Origin of the sequence: Ramlibacter sp. (genome assembly GCF_035627355.1) — a bacterium.
Classification (GTDB): domain Bacteria; phylum Pseudomonadota; class Gammaproteobacteria; order Burkholderiales; family Burkholderiaceae_C; genus Ramlibacter.
Genome location: NZ_DASPLW010000007.1, coordinates 316,725 through 332,804, shown reverse-complemented (window position 1 = coordinate 332,804; position 16,080 = coordinate 316,725). Strand labels below are relative to the sequence as shown.

At 70.2% G+C, this 16,080-nt stretch carries 16 protein-coding genes; all 16 read right to left on the bottom strand.

Annotation, left to right across the window (positions count from 1 at the left end; translation table 11 throughout):
- Window positions 1-6 precede the first annotated feature (6 nt).
- The 16 genes from VEC03_RS03035 to VEC03_RS02960 are packed head-to-tail and all read right to left on the bottom strand — an operon-like array spanning window position 7 to window position 16,078.
- Complete coding sequence (locus VEC03_RS03035; RefSeq protein WP_324912648.1) at window positions 7-684, bottom strand: cytidylyltransferase domain-containing protein; 678 nt, start codon at window positions 682-684, stop codon at window positions 7-9.
- A 12-nt stretch (window positions 685-696) separates the two neighbouring features.
- Window positions 697-1,506 (bottom strand): formyltransferase family protein, encoded by an 810-nt coding sequence (locus VEC03_RS03030; protein ID WP_324912647.1) that lies wholly within the window; start codon window positions 1,504-1,506, stop codon window positions 697-699.
- Between the two features lie 5 nt (window positions 1,507-1,511).
- Entirely contained in the window at window positions 1,512-2,657 is a 1,146-nt protein-coding gene (locus tag VEC03_RS03025) for a hypothetical protein (RefSeq protein ID WP_324912646.1), read from the bottom strand.
- Window positions 2,654-3,391 (bottom strand): acylneuraminate cytidylyltransferase family protein, encoded by a 738-nt coding sequence (locus VEC03_RS03020; protein ID WP_324912645.1) that lies wholly within the window; start codon window positions 3,389-3,391, stop codon window positions 2,654-2,656. Before VEC03_RS03020 ends, VEC03_RS03025 begins: the two co-directional genes overlap by 4 nt.
- Before the next feature lie 12 nt (window positions 3,392-3,403).
- On the bottom strand, window positions 3,404-5,194 hold the full coding sequence (locus VEC03_RS03015; protein WP_324912644.1) for an ABC transporter ATP-binding protein: 1,791 nt from the start codon (window positions 5,192-5,194) through the stop codon (window positions 3,404-3,406).
- A complete protein-coding gene (locus VEC03_RS03010; protein WP_324912643.1) occupies window positions 5,191-6,165 on the bottom strand; it encodes an NAD(P)-dependent oxidoreductase in 975 nt (324 codons plus the stop codon). Before VEC03_RS03010 ends, VEC03_RS03015 begins: the two co-directional genes overlap by 4 nt.
- On the bottom strand, window positions 6,162-6,881 hold the full coding sequence (locus VEC03_RS03005; protein WP_324912642.1) for a hypothetical protein: 720 nt from the start codon (window positions 6,879-6,881) through the stop codon (window positions 6,162-6,164). The genes VEC03_RS03010 and VEC03_RS03005 overlap by 4 nt, the downstream gene beginning before the upstream one ends.
- A gap of 12 nt (window positions 6,882-6,893) precedes the next feature.
- On the bottom strand, window positions 6,894-8,054 hold the full coding sequence (gene neuC, locus VEC03_RS03000; RefSeq protein WP_324912641.1) for a UDP-N-acetylglucosamine 2-epimerase: 1,161 nt from the start codon (window positions 8,052-8,054) through the stop codon (window positions 6,894-6,896).
- Window positions 8,051-9,082, bottom strand: a complete 1,032-nt coding sequence (locus tag VEC03_RS02995) for an N-acetylneuraminate synthase family protein (protein ID WP_324912640.1) — start codon at window positions 9,080-9,082, stop codon at window positions 8,051-8,053. The genes neuC and VEC03_RS02995 overlap by 4 nt, the downstream gene beginning before the upstream one ends.
- Before the next feature lie 2 nt (window positions 9,083-9,084).
- Window positions 9,085-10,236 (bottom strand): NAD-dependent epimerase/dehydratase family protein, encoded by a 1,152-nt coding sequence (locus tag VEC03_RS02990; protein WP_324912639.1) that lies wholly within the window; start codon window positions 10,234-10,236, stop codon window positions 9,085-9,087.
- Complete coding sequence (locus VEC03_RS02985) at window positions 10,236-11,282, bottom strand: polysaccharide biosynthesis protein (RefSeq protein WP_324912638.1); 1,047 nt, start codon at window positions 11,280-11,282, stop codon at window positions 10,236-10,238. Before VEC03_RS02985 ends, VEC03_RS02990 begins: the two co-directional genes overlap by 1 nt.
- Window positions 11,272-12,189 carry a class I SAM-dependent methyltransferase gene (locus VEC03_RS02980; protein WP_324912637.1) on the bottom strand — a complete coding sequence of 306 codons (918 nt, stop codon included), beginning with the start codon at window positions 12,187-12,189 and terminating at the stop codon, window positions 11,272-11,274. The genes VEC03_RS02985 and VEC03_RS02980 overlap by 11 nt, the downstream gene beginning before the upstream one ends.
- Complete coding sequence (locus tag VEC03_RS02975) at window positions 12,186-12,935, bottom strand: hypothetical protein (protein ID WP_324912636.1); 750 nt, start codon at window positions 12,933-12,935, stop codon at window positions 12,186-12,188. Before VEC03_RS02975 ends, VEC03_RS02980 begins: the two co-directional genes overlap by 4 nt.
- Window positions 12,928-13,752 carry a class I SAM-dependent methyltransferase gene (locus VEC03_RS02970; protein WP_324912635.1) on the bottom strand — a complete coding sequence of 275 codons (825 nt, stop codon included), beginning with the start codon at window positions 13,750-13,752 and terminating at the stop codon, window positions 12,928-12,930. The genes VEC03_RS02975 and VEC03_RS02970 overlap by 8 nt, the downstream gene beginning before the upstream one ends.
- A complete protein-coding gene (locus tag VEC03_RS02965) occupies window positions 13,752-15,323 on the bottom strand; it encodes a hypothetical protein (protein ID WP_324912634.1) in 1,572 nt (523 codons plus the stop codon). Before VEC03_RS02965 ends, VEC03_RS02970 begins: the two co-directional genes overlap by 1 nt.
- Complete coding sequence (locus tag VEC03_RS02960) at window positions 15,320-16,078, bottom strand: acylneuraminate cytidylyltransferase family protein (protein ID WP_324912633.1); 759 nt, start codon at window positions 16,076-16,078, stop codon at window positions 15,320-15,322. Before VEC03_RS02960 ends, VEC03_RS02965 begins: the two co-directional genes overlap by 4 nt.
- Window positions 16,079-16,080: the final 2 nt, after the last annotated feature.

Here is a 16,080-nt window from a genome sequence, read left to right as displayed (position 1 = left end):
CGCGGGTCAACGGGAGGCCTGCAGGGCCCGCTTGTAGGCGGCCTCGGCGATCTCGAACTCCATCGGGGTGTTGACGTCGTAGCTTTCCTCTTCCGGGATCTCGATCAGCGCGGGATCGTTCTTCGTCAGCGTCCAGTACTGGTACTCCTGGAGGAAGAACGCCTTGCGGATGACGTGGAAGGCGTGCGCCACCTTGAAGAACTTCTGCGAGTGCGCGGTCGACAGCATCGTGGCCCGGGTGTTGGTCACGGCGTTGCCCTCCTCGTCGAAGATCCAGTCGGTGGTGGGGATCACCGAGGTGTAGCTGTTGTGCCCCGTGGCCAGCACGTGGTCGACCGCCCGGCGCAGGGTGTCCAGGCTCAGCAGGGGGTGGCAGGGGTTCAGCCACATGATGTAGTCCGAGTCCACCCGCTCGTAGTGCGCGAACACCTTGCGGTGGTCGTTGTAGCCGGGGAGCACGGCGTCGGGGTCGCGATCCAGGATCTCCACGTTGCGCAGGCCGACGGCCTTCTCGCGCAACTCGGGCTCGGCCACCGCGAAGTAGCGATGGGCGAAGAAATCCATGCGATCGAGCTTCTCCAGCGCCACGTCGATCAGCGTGGTGCCGGCGAAGGGCAGCACCAGCTTGCGCGGCAGGCGGGTGGATCGGGTGCGGGCGTTGATCAGGACCGAGATGGTGGCCATGCGGAACTCCGTTCAGTGCTTGGAAGGGGACGTCGGTAGCGGGACGATGGGGTAGGCGGCATCGCGAGCCGCCTTGTGCAGCAGGTAGTCGTGCAGCATGCCGGACCGCATGCGGGACTCGAGCTCGTGCAGCGAGTCGACGCCGAAGTCGGCGCGCCGGCACAGCCTGCCCTGGCCGCTCTGCCGTACGCCGGGGGGCAGCGGCAGGCCGGCGGCGCCATAGTGTTGCAGAAGGGCGGTGCCGGCCATGAGGGTCTTGCATCCGATGTCGTGCACGCTGTCGCCGGCTTCGATGGCCGGTCGGGCCTGCGCCAGGATGCCGCCGCCATCGACCACGGCCGTCGCGTGGTGGATGGTGACCCCCACGCATTCCGGCAGGCCGTGGACGAGCGGCCAGTAGTTGGTCGCGCTGCCGCGGTAGTAGGGGGACAGGCCCAGGTGCATGTTCACGATGCGACCCTCGAAATGCGAGAGCAGCGGGTCCCGGATGATGGAGGACCCGAACAGGAAGACGCGGTCCACCCCGCTGTCGCGCAGCTGCTGGAAGGCCTCGGGCGAGTTGGACCCCTGCCAGGGCAGCTCGGCCACGTGCGCCGCCACGTCGGCGAAATGCTCCGGGGCGTCGCGGAACCAGCGGGCCTCGCTGCGGTCGCGGGCCTCGAAGTAGTCGCGGATCTCGGCCCCCTCGGCGGCCGAGGAGCCCTGGTTCTGGGCCGGCTTCGATTCGGTGAGCACCACGGCCAGCTCGGCGACCGCGGCCAGCTGCGCAGCCACCCAGCGATGGCGGCGGTGGTTGGACGTCAGCAGGGCAATCCGGTTCATGGTCGTCATGTCGTTGTGCCGCCGGAGAGGAGCCGCTCGACTTCCCGCTGCACGCGGGCGGTGGCGCCGCCGTCGGAGAAGAACAGGCCGGCCGCGCCCAGCTCGCGCTTGAGCGCCAGCACTCGCCGGCGTTCGGCAGCGGGGTCGGCGCGCAGGAGGTAGTCGCGCAAGGCTTGCGCGTCACGGAACTCGGTCGACAGGCCGGCGTCGTCGATCCACAGGCGCATCACCGGGCGGTCGGCCGGCCGCAGCGAGATGCAGGGCGTCCCGAGATACAGGGCCTCGTAGGCCAGGGTCGAATGGCTGGTGACCAGGAAATCCGCCGTGCGCAGCAGCTCGCGCGTGCTGCCCCCGTGCAGTTCGACGGCGACGTCCGGCCGGCGCGGTGCCGCAAGCCGGTCGTGCCAGCGGGCAAGGTCTTCCGAAGGGTGTGGCACCACGTCGATGGCCGAGGGCCCGCCGCCGGCGGCCGGGGCCGGCATGGCGGCGAGCAGTTGCTCGAACAGGGTGAACTGGTCGTAGGGCCAGTTGCGAACCTCGCGCATCGCGGACAGGGGCTGCGAGGCCAGCACCACGCGGATCGCGCCCGGGTGCGCCCGGGCGGCATCGGGTACGGGTACCTCGGCCTGCGCCACCAGGGCGTCCAGCCAGGGGTTGTGCGTGACCGCCATGCGGTCGGCCGGCACGCCGAAGGCCTGCAGTTCCGACAGGGCGCGGCGGTCGAGCACGCACAGGCGATCCGGGAGCAGGTCCTCGGCCAGCGACGCGCCGTCGCGCGAGAAGCGCTCGACGTACATGCCCCAGAAGTCCTGCACCGCTACCGACGGCAAACCGCGCCGCCGCGACTCCAGGATGGCGAACTGCTCGGGCGACTCCGGCGGCCGGCCCCGGGCGGGCCCCGAGCCCGACAGCACCAGGTCGGGGCGGCAGGCGTCGAACAGGGCCTGCATGCACTGCTGCGGATCCTCGCCGAACCCTGCCTCGTCCAGCGGCGATGCCAGCAGGCCCAGCTGCCCGAGGACCGGCAGGGACTCCCGGGTGGCGACGGTGATCACGTCCACCCCGTCGGCCTGCGCCAGCGCAGCGACCACCGGTGCGATGGCCTGCATGCTGCCGCGGTCGCGGGAGAGGGCGAGGATCTTCTTGTTCACGCGTTCAGGTCGATGCGGTGGCCGGCCACCAGGAAGGTCGCGTAGTCCAGGTCCTCCAGCGTGTCGACGTCCAGCGCGTACGCACGCGGGATCTCCACCGGCACCGACACGTTGCCGAAGCAGTCCTGTCCGTCCAGCAGCGACCGCGAGCGGGTCACGACCACGTTGCCGAAGGTGAAGTGCTTGGGCTTGCGCTGCTTGTTGTAGGCGGCCCGGCGCTCCTCCAGGAAGCGGAAGCGCACCTTGCCGTCCTCCACCACCCGCTGGTTGAAGGCATGCGAGTTGTGCACGACCGGGGTGATCGTCTGTGCGGAATCGGCCTCGGGGTGGGCGCGCAGCGCGGACACGCAGGCGTCGACATGCGCCGGCAGCAGGAAGGGCGAGGTCGGCTGCAGCAGGGCCACCATGCCGGGCATGCGGCCGTCGCGCCGCGCCAGCGCGTCCAGCACCTGCAGCAGCACGGCCGTGACGGGCGTGTCGTCCTGGCCCAGTTCCGGCGGCCGCTCGATCACTTCGACGCCGCCTTCGCCGCAGGCGCGGGCGATCTCCGGGTGGTCGGTGGAGCAGTACACGGCGGCGAGGGACGAGGCCTTGCGGCCAGCGTCCATCACGAAGCGGATCAGGGGGGTGCCGGCAACCGGCGCCAGGTTCTTGAGCGGGATGCTCTTGGAGCCGCCGCGGGCCGGGATCAGGCCGATGGCGATGTCGTCGTCGATGGGGGGCTGGGTGGCCATGGATGCTTCCTTCTAGGCGGTGGCGTTCTCGACCATGGGGCTCAGGTGCGGCTGCAGGTCGGCCCAGCGGCCTTCGGCGACCACGCGGCCCTGCCGCAGGGCGATCGCCCAGTCCACGCCCTCCTGCGCCGCGAGGCGGTGCGTCACCTGCAGCACGGTCATGTCCGGCATGGCCGCGCGCAGGGTGGCGAGCATGGCCTGCTCCAGCGACTGCTCGAAGGAGGTCGTCGCCTCGTCCAGGATCAGCACGGCTGGCCGGCGCACCAGCGCCCGTGCGATCGCGATGCGCTTGCGCTGGCCGCCCGACAGGGAATAGCCCCGGTCGCCCACCAGGGTGCGGTAGCCGTTGGGCAGCGCGCGGATGAATTCGTCGGCGCCGGCCAGCCGGCAGGCGGCCTCCAGCTGCGCGTCGCTCGCGTCCGGGTCGGCCAGCCGCAGGTTGGACAGGATGTCGCCGTTGAACAGCGCCGCTTCCTGGCTCACATAGCCGAACTGGCGTCGCCAGTCGGCGAGGCGGTAGTCGGTCGACTTGCGGCCCCCGACCTCGATCGAGCCGCCGTCGGGGTTCTCCAGCCGCATCAGCAGGTCCAGCAGGGTGGACTTGCCGGAGCCGGAAGGGCCGACCAGCAGGGTGGTCCTGCCGCGGGGGATGGTGGCGCTGACGCCGCCCAGCACGGCGTGCTCCTTGTCGTAGCCGTAGCGCACGTCGCGCAGCACGATGTCGCCGTCCAGCCGGTCCAGCGGCAGGCCGCCGCCGTGGTCCTCGCGCTCGCCGGAAGCCGCGAGCAGCCGGCTGACCACTTCCACCGAGTGCATCTCGTTCAGGGCCTTGACGCGCGCCGCCATCGCGGTGCTGCCGGCGCTGACCAGCCGGTAGAAGGCGACGAAGAAGAACGCCAGCAGCGGCAGCATGTCGGCCGGCGGCCGGTCCAGCACCTGCACGCTGATCACGACGAAGGCCATCAGCGCCAGCACGGCGATGAACTCGCCGGCCACCCGCGGGATGTCCGCGAACACGGCGCTCTTGAGCACCGCCCTGGCGAGCGCCCGGCCGGTCTCGTCCAGGCTGCGCAGCCGCGCGGCTTCGGCCTGCAGCAGCTTGATGTCGCGCGCGTGGGTGAGGTCCTCGATCATGCCGGCCGTGACCGCCTGGTTGAGCGCGACCTTGGTCTTGGACAGGCGGGCCGAACTGCCGAACAGGCGCCTGCGCGCCAGCGCCCAGATGAGGCCGCCGCCGATCACGGTGCCGGCCGTCACCCGCCAGTCGACCACCAGCCCGACGACGACCAGCGCCAGTACCAGCATGCCGGAGGAGAGCCAGGCGATCGAGGACTGGAAGAACCGCGTCGCCGCCACGGTCTCGTTGAACCAGTCGTTGAGCAGTTCGCCCGGCTTGCGCCCGGCCAGCCGCCGGTGCGGGCCGTACAGGTAGTTCTCGCCGATGCGGGCCACCCAGTGGAAACGCAGGTCCTGCAGGAAGGCGTTGGTCGACCAGGTGGTCAGCAGCGCGATCGCCGCCTTCAGTCCGAAGACGGCGATGGTGGCGGCCGCCAGCAGCACGAGCCGGGTGTCCGGCGCCATGCGCTGCAGCACCGGGAAGGCCTCGTTCAGCACCGGGCTGCCGTTGGCCGGGTCCAGCAGCACCTGGAACACCGGGAACACCATGCCGATGCCCAGGCTGGCCAGCGCGGTGTCCACCAGCACCAGCGCCAGCACGCCCAGGCCGCGCCGGCGGAAGGGCCCGATCACGGCGCCGACCAGGGAGTTGCCGCCGGCCTGGCTTGCGGGTTGCGGGGTGGTCATCGGTGCAGCGAGCGCAGGTGGGCCAGCGCCATTTCGATGGCATGCGCTTCCGTCAGCCGCCAGGCGTCCACGGTCGAGCCGCCGATGTGCGGCGTGAGCAGCAGGTTGTCGTGCCGGCGCGCGTACGCCAGCAGGGGGTGGGCGGGAAAGCGCCCGGCGAAGCCCGGCGCGAACTCGTCCTCGAACACGTCGAGCGCGGCGCCGGCGAGGCGGCCGCTCTCCAGCGCCGCGAGCAGCGCGTTCCAGTCGACCAGCTCGCCGCGCGCGGTGTTGACCAGCCAGGAGCCGGGGCGGAAGCGCGCGAACACCTCGGCGCTGAACATCCCCTCGGTCTCCTTCTCGTGCGGCACGTGGATGCTCACCACGTCGCTGCACTCGACCAGCTCCTCCAGCGTGGCCACGCGTTCGGCGCCTTCGGCCGACGCTTCCACGTAGGGGTCGTAGTAGCGGACCTTCATGCCGAAGGCGGCGCCGTAGCGGGCCACCATCCCGCCCAGGCGACCGTGGCCGGCGATGCCCAGGCTCATCGACGAGAGCATCGCCCGGCCGCCGAACGGCCGCCGGTCCCAGGTGCCGGCCAGCGCGGCGCGGTGCGCCGGCACCAGGTTGCGCGTCAGCGCGAGCAGCAGGCCCCAGGTGTGTTCGGCCGTCGGCGTGATGCGCTTGAGGAACTCCGGGGCGAACTTCAGGCAGGCGATGAAGACGCCCTTGCGGCGGGCGTGCTCGACGTCGATGTGCGGGTGGCCCGTGGTGTTGGAGACGATCGCCTTCAGCCGCGGGCAGGCGTCGATCTTGGCGGCATCCACCTGGTAGCCGAGCGGCGCGAACAGCACCTCGACGCGGGACAGGAGGTCCGGGGTGTCCTGGGCCGGCGAATCCAGCTCGGCCAGGTCGAACTCCCGCGCCAGCGTGGCGAGGTTCTCCGGCTGGTATTTCAGGATCCGGTAGTAGAGGGCGACGGGTCGGGTCACTTGAGGAGGAAGAGAGTGTGTTCGCGGCCCGCAAGGGCCTGCAGGAACAGCCCCTTGCGCAGGCAATAGGCCAGGCCCGGCCGGAAGTCGTACTTCGAGATGGCCGGGTGCTTGAGCAGCAGGTCGACGGTTTCGGTACGGCCGTCGATCACGATCGCACGGGGCCGGTGGCCGCCATCGAGCAGGCGCGTCGCATCGTCGTTGGGCACCTTGCGGCCGCTGTCGAGGACGCACGGCGGTCCGTCGACGTAGAGGAAATCGGCGTCTTCAGGCAGGGCCTGCGCGAACCCGATGCTGGATTGGTCCGCGGCCACCCGGGTCGGGATGCAGACGATGCCCGCGGAGCCGGCCGCAGGCGCCAGGCCCGCCTCGTCCAGGCAGCGGGAGGTCACCTCGGACCAGGCCTGGTGGTGCTCGTAGGCCGTGTAGCGCGCTGCGTGCTCCCGCGCCCACAGGGCGAAGACGGCCGAAGTGGTGCCGGACCCCAGCTCCACGATGGATGCGGGTCGCACCGAGTCCAGGATCCGCCAGAGGTCCCTTCCCTTGAACGGCTGCCGGGGTGCCCCCGACTGGTTCGCCTGGGCGAACTGCCGGTAGGCGGCCAGCAATTGCGGCGTCTCGCGCGAGGTGAACCGCTTCGCCTCGCGCACCTGCCAGCGCCGGCACAGGCCGACCCACTTGGAGGCCAGGAGAAGGGGGATGCCCTGGATGACCACCGGTGCCCCCGATCAGTAGGTGATCGTCTTCTGGACCGTGAACCGCAGTTCGGCCAGCGTCCTGACGATCTTCTCCGCCGCGTACCCGTCGCCATAGAGATGGTCGGGCTCATACCGGCCGTGGGCGACCTGCCGCCGCACGGCGGCCTCGATCTCGGCGGCCGCGTAGTCCACGTCCACCACGTTGTGCCCGCGCTCGCGGCCGTGCTGGCGCGAGCCGATGTTCACGCTGGGCGTGCCCAGGAAGGCGGATTCGCGGATGCCGCTGGAGGAGTTGCCGAGCATGCAGGCCGCGTTCTTCATCAGCGGTGCGTAGCACTCGATCGGCAGGCTCTTGAAGAAGTGGATGTAGTCCGGGCGCTGGTTCTCGCGGAACTGCCGGATGCCCTTGTTGATGCCGTCGGAGCCCGCGTCCATGTTGGGCAGGATCCAGACGGTGGGCATGCGCAGGCGCTCCAGCGCGGCGATGGTCTCGCGCACGTGCGCCAGGTTCTCGTCGTACTCCGTGGTGACCGGGTGCTGGATCAGCACCAGGTACTGGCCGGGCACCAGGTCGACCAGCGGTCCCATGCCGTAGTCGCGCTGGTACCTGCGCACCGGCTCCAGGTCGGCCAGGTCCAGTTCGCGGATCGCGTCCATGCTGGTGCCGCCCACCGCGAACACGGTGGCCGGGTCCTCGCCCATGCGCTGGATGCGCTCGGCGGCCTCGCGCGAGGCCGGGAAGTGCACGTGCGCCAGCTTGGTGATGGCGTGGCGGATCGACTCGTCGATGGAGCCCGAGACCTCGCCGCCCTCCACGTGCGCCACCGGGATGTTCATGTAGGCGGCGGCCATGGCGATGGGCAGGCACTCGAAGCGGTCGGCGATGACCACCACCACGTCGGGCTTGAGGTCGTCGAAGACCGTGCTGAACTCGATCATCGCGAGCCCGGCCGACTTCGACATGGTCGACAGGCTCTCGCCCTCGATCACGAAGTTGATCGTGCGCGCCACCGGCAGGCGCTGGCCTTCGGGGCCGTGGAGGATGCGCCCGTACTTCTCCAGCACGACCATGCCGCCCAGCACGAGTTGCAGTTCCAGGTCCGGGTGGTCCTGGATCCCGCGGATCACCGACTTCATCTTGGCGTAGTTGCCGCGAGTGGTCAGCACGATGCAGATCTTGCGCTTGCTCAAGACAGCTGCTCCCATCGGATGACCTGGTCCCTGGCCAGGCCGGTTCTTGTCGTCTTGCCCACGACCTCGGCGATGCGCGAGGGCGGGATGCCCGTGCCGGGCCGCTTGCCGGCCAGGTCGGCCGCCTGCAGCACGGTGCCGGCGGGAATGTCCCTCACGGGCACCAGGCTCTTGCTGGCCCACACCAGGCTGTCGCGTTCGCCGGCGGTGGGGCCGGAGTCGCGCAGGCCCAGGCCGGCCTCGATCTCGCGCAGCTGCTGGATGAACACGCCGAGGTCGGAGGGCCCGCACGAGACCTTCCAGTCCTGCGCGTTCGGCACGTCGTAGTCCAGCGTGATGTGCTTCTCGATCACCTGCGCGCCGAGCGCGACGGCGGCCAGCGGGAAGTGGAAGCCCCTGGTGTGGTCCGAGTAGCCGGTCACTACGCGGTGGTTCTCGCGGATCCACTGCATGTTGCCCAGGCTCACCTCCTCGGGCGGCGTGGGATAGCGGGTCACGCAATGCAGGACCGCGACGTCCCGGTTGCCGGCCTGCCGAACCGCGTCCAGCGCCTCGCCGATCTGGCTGCGCTGGTACATGCCGGTGGAGAAGATCATCGGCTTGCCCATCGAGGCGACCCGCCGCAGGAAGGGCCAGTTGCCCACCTCGCCGGAGCCGACCTTGTAGACCGGCACCTGCAGCGTGCCCAGGAAGTCGAGCGAGGGCTCGTCATGCGCGGTGGCGAAGAAGGTGATGCCCTTGTCGCGGCAATAGGCCTGGATGCGCCGGAAGGCCTCGTAGGGCAGGTGCCGGCTGGACAGGCGGTCCTTCCACTCGGGCAGCTCGCCGGAGATCAGCGCATCGACGTCGAACACCTGGAACTTGACGGCGTCGGCACCCGCGTCGGCGGCCAGGTCGACCAGCCGGTAGGCCTTCTCCTCGCTGCCGAAGTGGGCGACACCGGCCTCGGCGATCACGTAGGCCGGGCAGCCGGCGCCGACCGGGCGGCCGTCGATCTCGAAGCGATCGGAAAACGCCTGCGGTGCCATCGTCACGAACTCCAGCGCACGCGCGGCAGGATCTTGCGCCGGTCGATGGCGTCGCGGTGGCGCAGCACCTGCTCCAGCATGGAGGCCATCACCTCGTCGGTCAGGTAGTGGGGCTGGAGGCCGAGCTCCAGCAGGCCGCTGTGGGCCGGGTTGTAGTAGTGGTCCTCGGCTTCCTTGCGCGGGTTCTCCACCGGCTGGACCTGCACCTTCAGGCCCATCCGGTCGCCGACCGTCTTCACGCGCTCGGCCAGCTGGTTGACGCTGAACGGCTCGGTGAACTGGTTGAGGATGCGCAGCTGGCCCTTGCCGGGCGGCGAGTTCGCGGCCAGTTCGATGCACTGCAGGGTGTCGCGGATGTGCAGGTAGCCGCGGGTCTGCCCGCCCTTGCCGTACACGGTGAGCGGCACGCCCGCCACGGCCTGCACGACGAAGCGGTTGACCACGGTGCCGAAGATGTCGTCGTAGCTGAAGGAGGTGGCCAGCTCCTCGTGCAGGTCCGTCTCCTCCGTGCTCAGCCCGTAGACGGGGCCCTGCATCAGGTCGGTGACCTGCAGGCCGTGCATGCGCACGTAGAACCAGAGCAGGTCCGTGTCCAGCACCTTGGTGGTGTGGTACAGGCTGCCGGCCTGGCGCGGGTAGAGGAACTTCTGGGTGCGGCCCTTGTGGGTGACGTCGATCCAGCCTTCCTCGATGTCGATGTTCGGCGTGCCGTACTCGCCCATGGTGCCGAGCTTGACGATGTGGCAGTCGGGCGCCGCCTCCATCACCGCCCAGATCACGTTGAAGGTGGCCCCGAGGTTGTTCTCCAGCGTCAGGCGCGCCGAGCGGTAGTCGGACATGGAGTACGGGCCCGACGGCTGCTCCGCGTAGTGGACGATCACCTCGGGCGCCGAATCCCGCACCACCTGCAGCAGGTGCTCGTGGTCGCAGCAGTCGCCCACCACGGCGCGGATGCGCTTGCCGGTTTCCGCCTCGAAGCGCCGCACGCGCTCGGGCATCGGGACCAGCGGCACCAGCGGCTCGGAATCCTTCTCCAGCGCCATGCGGCGCCGCAGGTAGTTGTCCATCACCGTGACCTCGTGGCCCCGGGCGGCGAAGTGCATGGCGGTCGGCCACCCGAGGTAGCCGTCTCCGCCCAGAATCAGGATGCGCATCAGTCCTCCGCTTTCAGAATGTCGTTGGCCCGCAGGTAGGCCGCGAGTTCGGTGGGGCTCATGGCCGCCTGCAGACGCGAGTTGTAGGGCTGGCTCACGCGGTCGGCAACCAGGCCCTCGTAGCCGTAGTCGATGGACCGGTAGACCGACTTGAACGCCGGCAGCACGGCGAAGAAGTTCTCGAGCTCGACCGTGCGGCGGATCTCCTCCTCGCTCAGCAGTTCCTCGTAGAGCTTCTCGCCCGCCTTGGTGCCGATGTGGCGGATCGGGATGTCCGCCGGCTTGTAGCCGTGGAGCGGGGCCAGCTCGTCGATCATCACGGCAGCAAGGTCCGAGATGCGGGCCACCGGCATCTTGGTGACGAACACCTCGCCGCCACGGGCCAGGAACACCGAGGACATGACCAGCCGCACGGCCTCTTCGAGCGTCATGATGAACCGGGTCATCGCCGGATCGGTCAGGGTCACCGGCCCGCCCGCGGCGATCTGGCGGCGGAACAGCGGGACCACGGAACCGCGCGAGCCGAGCACGTTGCCGAAGCGGGTCGACGCGAAGATGGTGCCGTCCTCGCTGTGCCGGTGCGCGTTGGCCGCCGTGACCAGCCGCTCGCCCATCAGCTTGGTGGTGCCCATCACGTTGGTCGGGTTCACCGCCTTGTCCGAGGAGGTGAAGATGACCCGCTGCACGCCGTTCGTTTCCGCGGCGTCGATGATGTTCATCATGCCGATGATGTTGGTCTGCACGGCGTCGCGCGGCGCTTCCTCGCACAGGATCACGTGCTTGAGGGCGGCGGCGTGCAGCACGATGTCGATGCCGCGCATGCGGCGCAGCATCTCCTCTCGGTCGCGCAGGTCGCCGATGAACAGGCGCACGTCGTCGCGGCCGGCATAGGCCTGCCCCAGGAAGAACAGCTCGCTCTCGTTGTTGTCCATCCCGATGATTCGGGCGCAGCCGAGGGCGCTGACCTGCCGCAGCAGTTCGCTGCCGACCGTGCCGCAGACGCCGGTGATCAGGACCGACTTGCCTTTCCAGTTTTCAGTGAGCATGTTGTTCTCGATCCGGGGTGCCGGCGCTCGTCAGCAGGGCGAACGTGCTTCCCCAACGGGGGTGGACCGGCTCGACTGCTTGGCGCAGCCAGGCCACGGGATAGTTGCGGGCCAGTCGCCAGCGCGGTACGGGGGCCAGCCCCGCGCGCCGGGCCAGCGCCCGCAGGGAGGCAGGCGTGAACCCGTGCAGGTGCTCGAACGGCGCCATGATGTGCACGCGCCTGCCGTCGTAGGGCCAGTCGCGCCACACGCCCGGCCCTTCGGGCGGGCGGTTGATGTTGGGCACGCGAACCCGCAGCAGGGTGTCGGGGCCGAAATGGCCCTGGACCAGGCGCAGGGTCTCCAGCGGATCCGGCACGTGCTCGAGCACCTGTTCGAGATTGACCACTTCGAACTGCATGCCGGCGATCGCCGCCAGCTCGTGCACCAGGGTGAACTCCTCCACGGTCTCGGCGCCGCGCGCGGCGCTGGGCTCGTAGGCGTGCACCCGGAAGCCGGCGCGCGCGGCGGCGCGGGCCCAGCGCCCGAATCCCGAGCCGAAGTCCAGCAGGCGCGGCGCGCGCCGCCCGGACATGCGTGCCAGCCGCTGCATCTCCACCAGCATGTCGGGCGTCGGTTCGCGCGACACGGCGGCCTCGACCAGGGGGCGCCCGCTCGCGTACATGCGCGACAGCTGCGCCGCCGAGGGTTGGCGGCGGTACCAGTGGTGGCCGCAGTCGTCGCAGGCCACGATCTCGGGCCGCAGTTCCTCCAGCCACTCGTCGAGCAGGCCGCCGTACTTCAGCTCGCTGAAGCGGCGCAGGCGCTCCCGGCGGCCGTCCTCCTCGATGGCGACGCGGCGGCGGAAGTCCGCGCCGCCGCAGGCGGGGCACGCGTCGACCGAGCGGGTTCCAGGATGGCCGTTCATGGCGTCTGCGGCTCGACCAGGCGGGCGACGTGCCAGCCGGTCTCGCGGAAGAAGAATTCGAAGACGCGCCGGGCATGCGCCAGGCTGCAGCGCCCGCTGGCCACCAGCGGCCAGCTCGCGATGTCCGTCTCGCGCACCTGCGCCAGCGCCTGCCGGATGGTGCGCACGTCCACGTGCCCCAGGCCCAGGTGGGCCAGCACCGCCATGCGGTGGTTGCCCTGCATCACCACGAAGCGCCGGCGCCCGTCCGCGGCCACCAGCCAGGTGCCGCCGATGTGGGAGTTGGGAAAGCGCGTGGGCTGGTAGCCGCTGCCCCGCATCTCGCGGTACAGCCGGAGGGTGCGCTCGAATTCCTGCTCGATGAATTCCTCGCTCGAGGGCCCGCAGAAGCGCGAATCCCAGGCGCTCTTGCCGCTGCGCGCGGCACCGTCGTTGAACGTGCCCCAGGGATACACGAACAGTTCCAGCGGCTCCTCGTCGGTCACGCCCGCGAGGGTGGAGATGCTGGTCGGGCAGAAGCGCGAGAGGAACCGGCCCAGCGAGGTGTCGCCGGCGGCGATGGACGGGTCGGCATCGAACTCCGCCAGCGTGCGCCGCAAGTGGTGCCAGCCACCGTCGCCGAACGAGCAGCCGAAGAGCGTGGTGGCGTCGCCGGGCGCGATGCGCCGCTGCCGCCAGGGACGGCTCAGCGCGCGGACGGCGTTGCCGCCCGCGTAGCGAAGCCGGGCGAGGGGCCTGTCAAGCATTCACGCGCCCGCTCAGGATGCCGGCGAAGGTGCGCAGGCAGCGCTTGCCGTGGGTCAGGAACGCGCGCAGGCGTCCGCGGTGGATGACCTGGTCGGGCCGCTCGAACAGCGGGTGCGGCTTGCGGCCGGCCACCAGGATGGCGCGCCGCTGGCGCGGGTCGTCGATGCGGTGGAAATGCGTGAAGCCGATGCGCTGCAGGATGCGCTCCAGCGCGGCGTAGCTCAGCAGCCAGTATTCGGTGCCGTAGTAGTCGGCCTGGTCCACCGGCTTGGGCGAGAAGTAGGCGAAGGCCTCGTCGTGCGGGCCGAACTTCAGCGCCTTCCACTCGAAGATGATCATGTCCGCCCGGTCGCCCAGGGCCGCGATCGCCGAGAACGGGTCGGGCACGCGGTGGATGAAGCCGAGGCACAGGCACAGGTCGAAGCGGTCGAGCGCCTTGAACTCGCGCGAGTAGATGTCCAGGCTGTCGAAGCGCACGTCCTTGCCTCCGCCCAGCAGCGTCTGCACGTAGCGCGCCTTGGAGATCCGGTGCTCGTCGATGTCGATGCCCAGCACCCGCGCGCCCTCGCCGGCCATGTGCAGCGAGAAGAAGCCCTCGTTGCAGCCCACGTCCAGCACGGACTTGCCGCGCAGCCCGATGGCCTCGAACAGCGGCTTGAGGCGCTCCAGCTTGACCAGGTTCTTGCCGTGCGACACCTGCGTGCCGGGGCGGGTCTCGACGCCGCCGGGCAGCGAGTAGTTGTGGTTCCAGGCCTGGACGGCGGCGAGCTCGTCGACCCGGTTCTGGATGTCGGTCTTGTTCAGTTGCATGTGCATCACCAGGTCGCCTGGTCCGCAAGGGTGGGTTCCACGGCCGCCCGTGCATCCAGCTGGGCGATCACGCGATCGGCCAGCTTGCCGATCTCCTCGGCGTATGCGGCGCTGCGCTCCGCATGGACGTTGGACTTGCCGAGCAGGACGGAGTAGAGGTTGACGCTGGCGCTCGTCTCGAAGACCGCGGCCACGTAGGCCTGGAGGGCGTCCTCGTCGGTCGCGTGGTGGGCTATGGCGTCCCGCACCAGCACCTGCAGGTGCCGGGGGTCGGCGCAGCGCCTGACCATCGAATCGGGCAGCAGATTGTAGGGGCAGTCCCCGAACGTCAGCACCGGCTTGCCCAGCATGGCGGCCTCCAGCGCCACCGAGCCGGTGACCACCGCCACCAGGTCGGCCTGCTGCACCAGGGTGCGTGCCTCCAGCGAGGGATCGGCGAAGCGCACGCGCGGGATGTCCAGCATCTTGCGGTAGGCGGCGAGCGAGCGCTTGCCGACCATCCACGGGTGCTCCTTGACCACCAGCACCCGGTCCACCGGCAGGCTCATGGCCAGCATGCGGATGATCTCGATCTGGTTGACGTAGGGGCGCCCGTAGACCAGCAGCGACACCTCGGGCTCGGTGTGCAGGGGGAAGAACACGTAGCGCAGGCCGGGCAGGTCGGCCTCGCGCACATAGCGGTCCGAGAAGAAGCGCCTCGTGCGGGCCGCGTGGCGCGGGTTGCGCCAGGCCGTGAAGTACAGCCGCCGGAGGGGGTCGGGCACGTGGTTGTCGGAAGCAGCAACCGAGCGGCGATACGACAGGTAGCCGCGGGTGGCCGACCACAGGCGGTCCAGGCGCGCGAACTTGGCGGTGTTGGCCTTCAGCGCCGGCTTGTCCGAGGGCCGGACCACGCCTTCGTAGCGGCCGTGCTGCTCGCGCACCCGCTGGATGTAGCGGCTGGCCTCCTCCGCGAAGGCCGTCGGCTCGCCGGCGCGCAGGCGCGCGTAGCAGTCGGCCAGCTCGGGGGAGGGGTCGTTCAGGTGGTCCGAGAAGGCGACCCGGTCGCCGATGCGGGTCGGCCGCAGGTTCAGGAAACGCACGCCCCGCGCCTTGGCCACGAGGTAGGCCAGGTAGTCGAGCATCGTCACGCAGATGAAGCTCACGACCAGGTCCGGCTCCAGGCGGTCGAACAGCGCCTCCACCTGCTCCAGGCCCCGCTGCAGGATGCACAGCATCTCGTCGTCGCTGAAGCGGCGCCGGTAGTCCTGGGTGAAGGCGCAGTCCGGGCCCATGAACAGGCGCCGGTCCGCCACCAGCGCGCCGAACAGGCCGGCGCGGCCGCCCAGTTCCTGCTCGTAGCGGGCCAGCCTGGCGAGGTCGGGCCGGCCCAGCGGGCGCTGGGTCACCTCCCATTCCTTGAGCAGGAGGTGGCCTTCCTGTTCGAAGCCGGGGCGCGCGGACAGCCAGCGGCCGTAGGCCATGCTGTCGGCGACGATGAATCCCGTCCGGCCGACCGGCATCCGGGCCTTGAGCGCGGTGCCCAGCGCGTCGAACAGTTGCAGGCTTTCGCTCTGCGTGCAGAACAGCACGTTCATCGGGCCGGCACCCCCGCGCCCGCTTGCAGGCCCAGTTGCCGCCGCAGGAGGAACTCGATGATCGTGAAGTCGAGTTCCGAATCGATGTCGAACGCGCGATCCGGCGCGATCGCATAGCCGAACGCGCGGCCGTCGAGCAGGTGCCCGGCCGAGCGCAGGTAGTCCGTGGCCAGCACGTAGGTGCCCGCCACGTGCTCGTACACCGCCGGGGCGCGCTGGCGGGCCAGCACGGTGCCGCTGCCCAGGCTCTTGCTCATCTTCAGCACGCCTTCGGCATCGGGCTCGACCAGGTTGAAGTAGGGGTTGCGGCGCGCTTCGGACACGGTGAACACGGCGTCCGGGCGCTTGCCTTCGTCGCGCAGGGCGCGGAACCGGTCGATGGCGCCGGCGATCTGCTCGGTGCCGATCAGCGGGTTGGTGCAGTCGATGTCCACGTACAGGTCGTAGCTCGTCCGGTCCGCCTGCTCGCAGGCCGCCAGCGCGTGCTGCCAGACCTGGAACTTGCCGGCGTCCGACGAGGCCAGTTCCGCCGGACGCAGGAAGGGGACCTCGGCGCCGGCGGCGCGTGCCACCTCGGCGATCGCCTCGGAGTCGGTGCTCACCACCACCCGGGCTATGCCGGGCACCTGCAGCGCCTTCCCGATCGCCCAGGCGATGACGGGCTTGCCCAGCAGCGGGCGGATGTTCTTGCCCGGCACGCCCTGGCTGCCGCCGCGCGCGCCGATCACGCACAGGATCCTGTCTGTCTGTTTCATGC

What these genes read in the sequence shown, in the direction of transcription:
- VEC03_RS03035 (WP_324912648.1), bottom strand. Translation starts at nt 684, where the DNA reads ATGGCCACCATCTCGGTCCTGATCAACGCCCGCACCCGATCCACCCGC.
- VEC03_RS03030 (WP_324912647.1), bottom strand. Translation starts at nt 1,506, where the DNA reads ATGAACCGGATTGCCCTGCTGACGTCCAACCACCGCCGCCATCGCTGG.
- VEC03_RS03020 (WP_324912645.1), bottom strand. Translation starts at nt 3,391, where the DNA reads ATGGCCACCCAGCCCCCCATCGACGACGACATCGCCATCGGCCTGATC.
- VEC03_RS03015 (WP_324912644.1), bottom strand. Translation starts at nt 5,194, where the DNA reads ATGACCACCCCGCAACCCGCAAGCCAGGCCGGCGGCAACTCCCTGGTC.
- VEC03_RS02995 (WP_324912640.1), bottom strand. Translation starts at nt 9,082, where the DNA reads ATGGCACCGCAGGCGTTTTCCGATCGCTTCGAGATCGACGGCCGCCCG.
- VEC03_RS02990 (WP_324912639.1), bottom strand. Translation starts at nt 10,236, where the DNA reads ATGCGCATCCTGATTCTGGGCGGAGACGGCTACCTCGGGTGGCCGACC.
- VEC03_RS02985 (WP_324912638.1), bottom strand. Translation starts at nt 11,282, where the DNA reads ATGCTCACTGAAAACTGGAAAGGCAAGTCGGTCCTGATCACCGGCGTC.
- VEC03_RS02980 (WP_324912637.1), bottom strand. Translation starts at nt 12,189, where the DNA reads ATGAACGGCCATCCTGGAACCCGCTCGGTCGACGCGTGCCCCGCCTGC.
- VEC03_RS02975 (WP_324912636.1), bottom strand. Translation starts at nt 12,935, where the DNA reads ATGCTTGACAGGCCCCTCGCCCGGCTTCGCTACGCGGGCGGCAACGCC.
- VEC03_RS02970 (WP_324912635.1), bottom strand. Translation starts at nt 13,752, where the DNA reads ATGCACATGCAACTGAACAAGACCGACATCCAGAACCGGGTCGACGAG.
- VEC03_RS02965 (WP_324912634.1), bottom strand. Translation starts at nt 15,323, where the DNA reads ATGAACGTGCTGTTCTGCACGCAGAGCGAAAGCCTGCAACTGTTCGAC.
- VEC03_RS02960 (WP_324912633.1), bottom strand. Translation starts at nt 16,078, where the DNA reads ATGAAACAGACAGACAGGATCCTGTGCGTGATCGGCGCGCGCGGCGGC.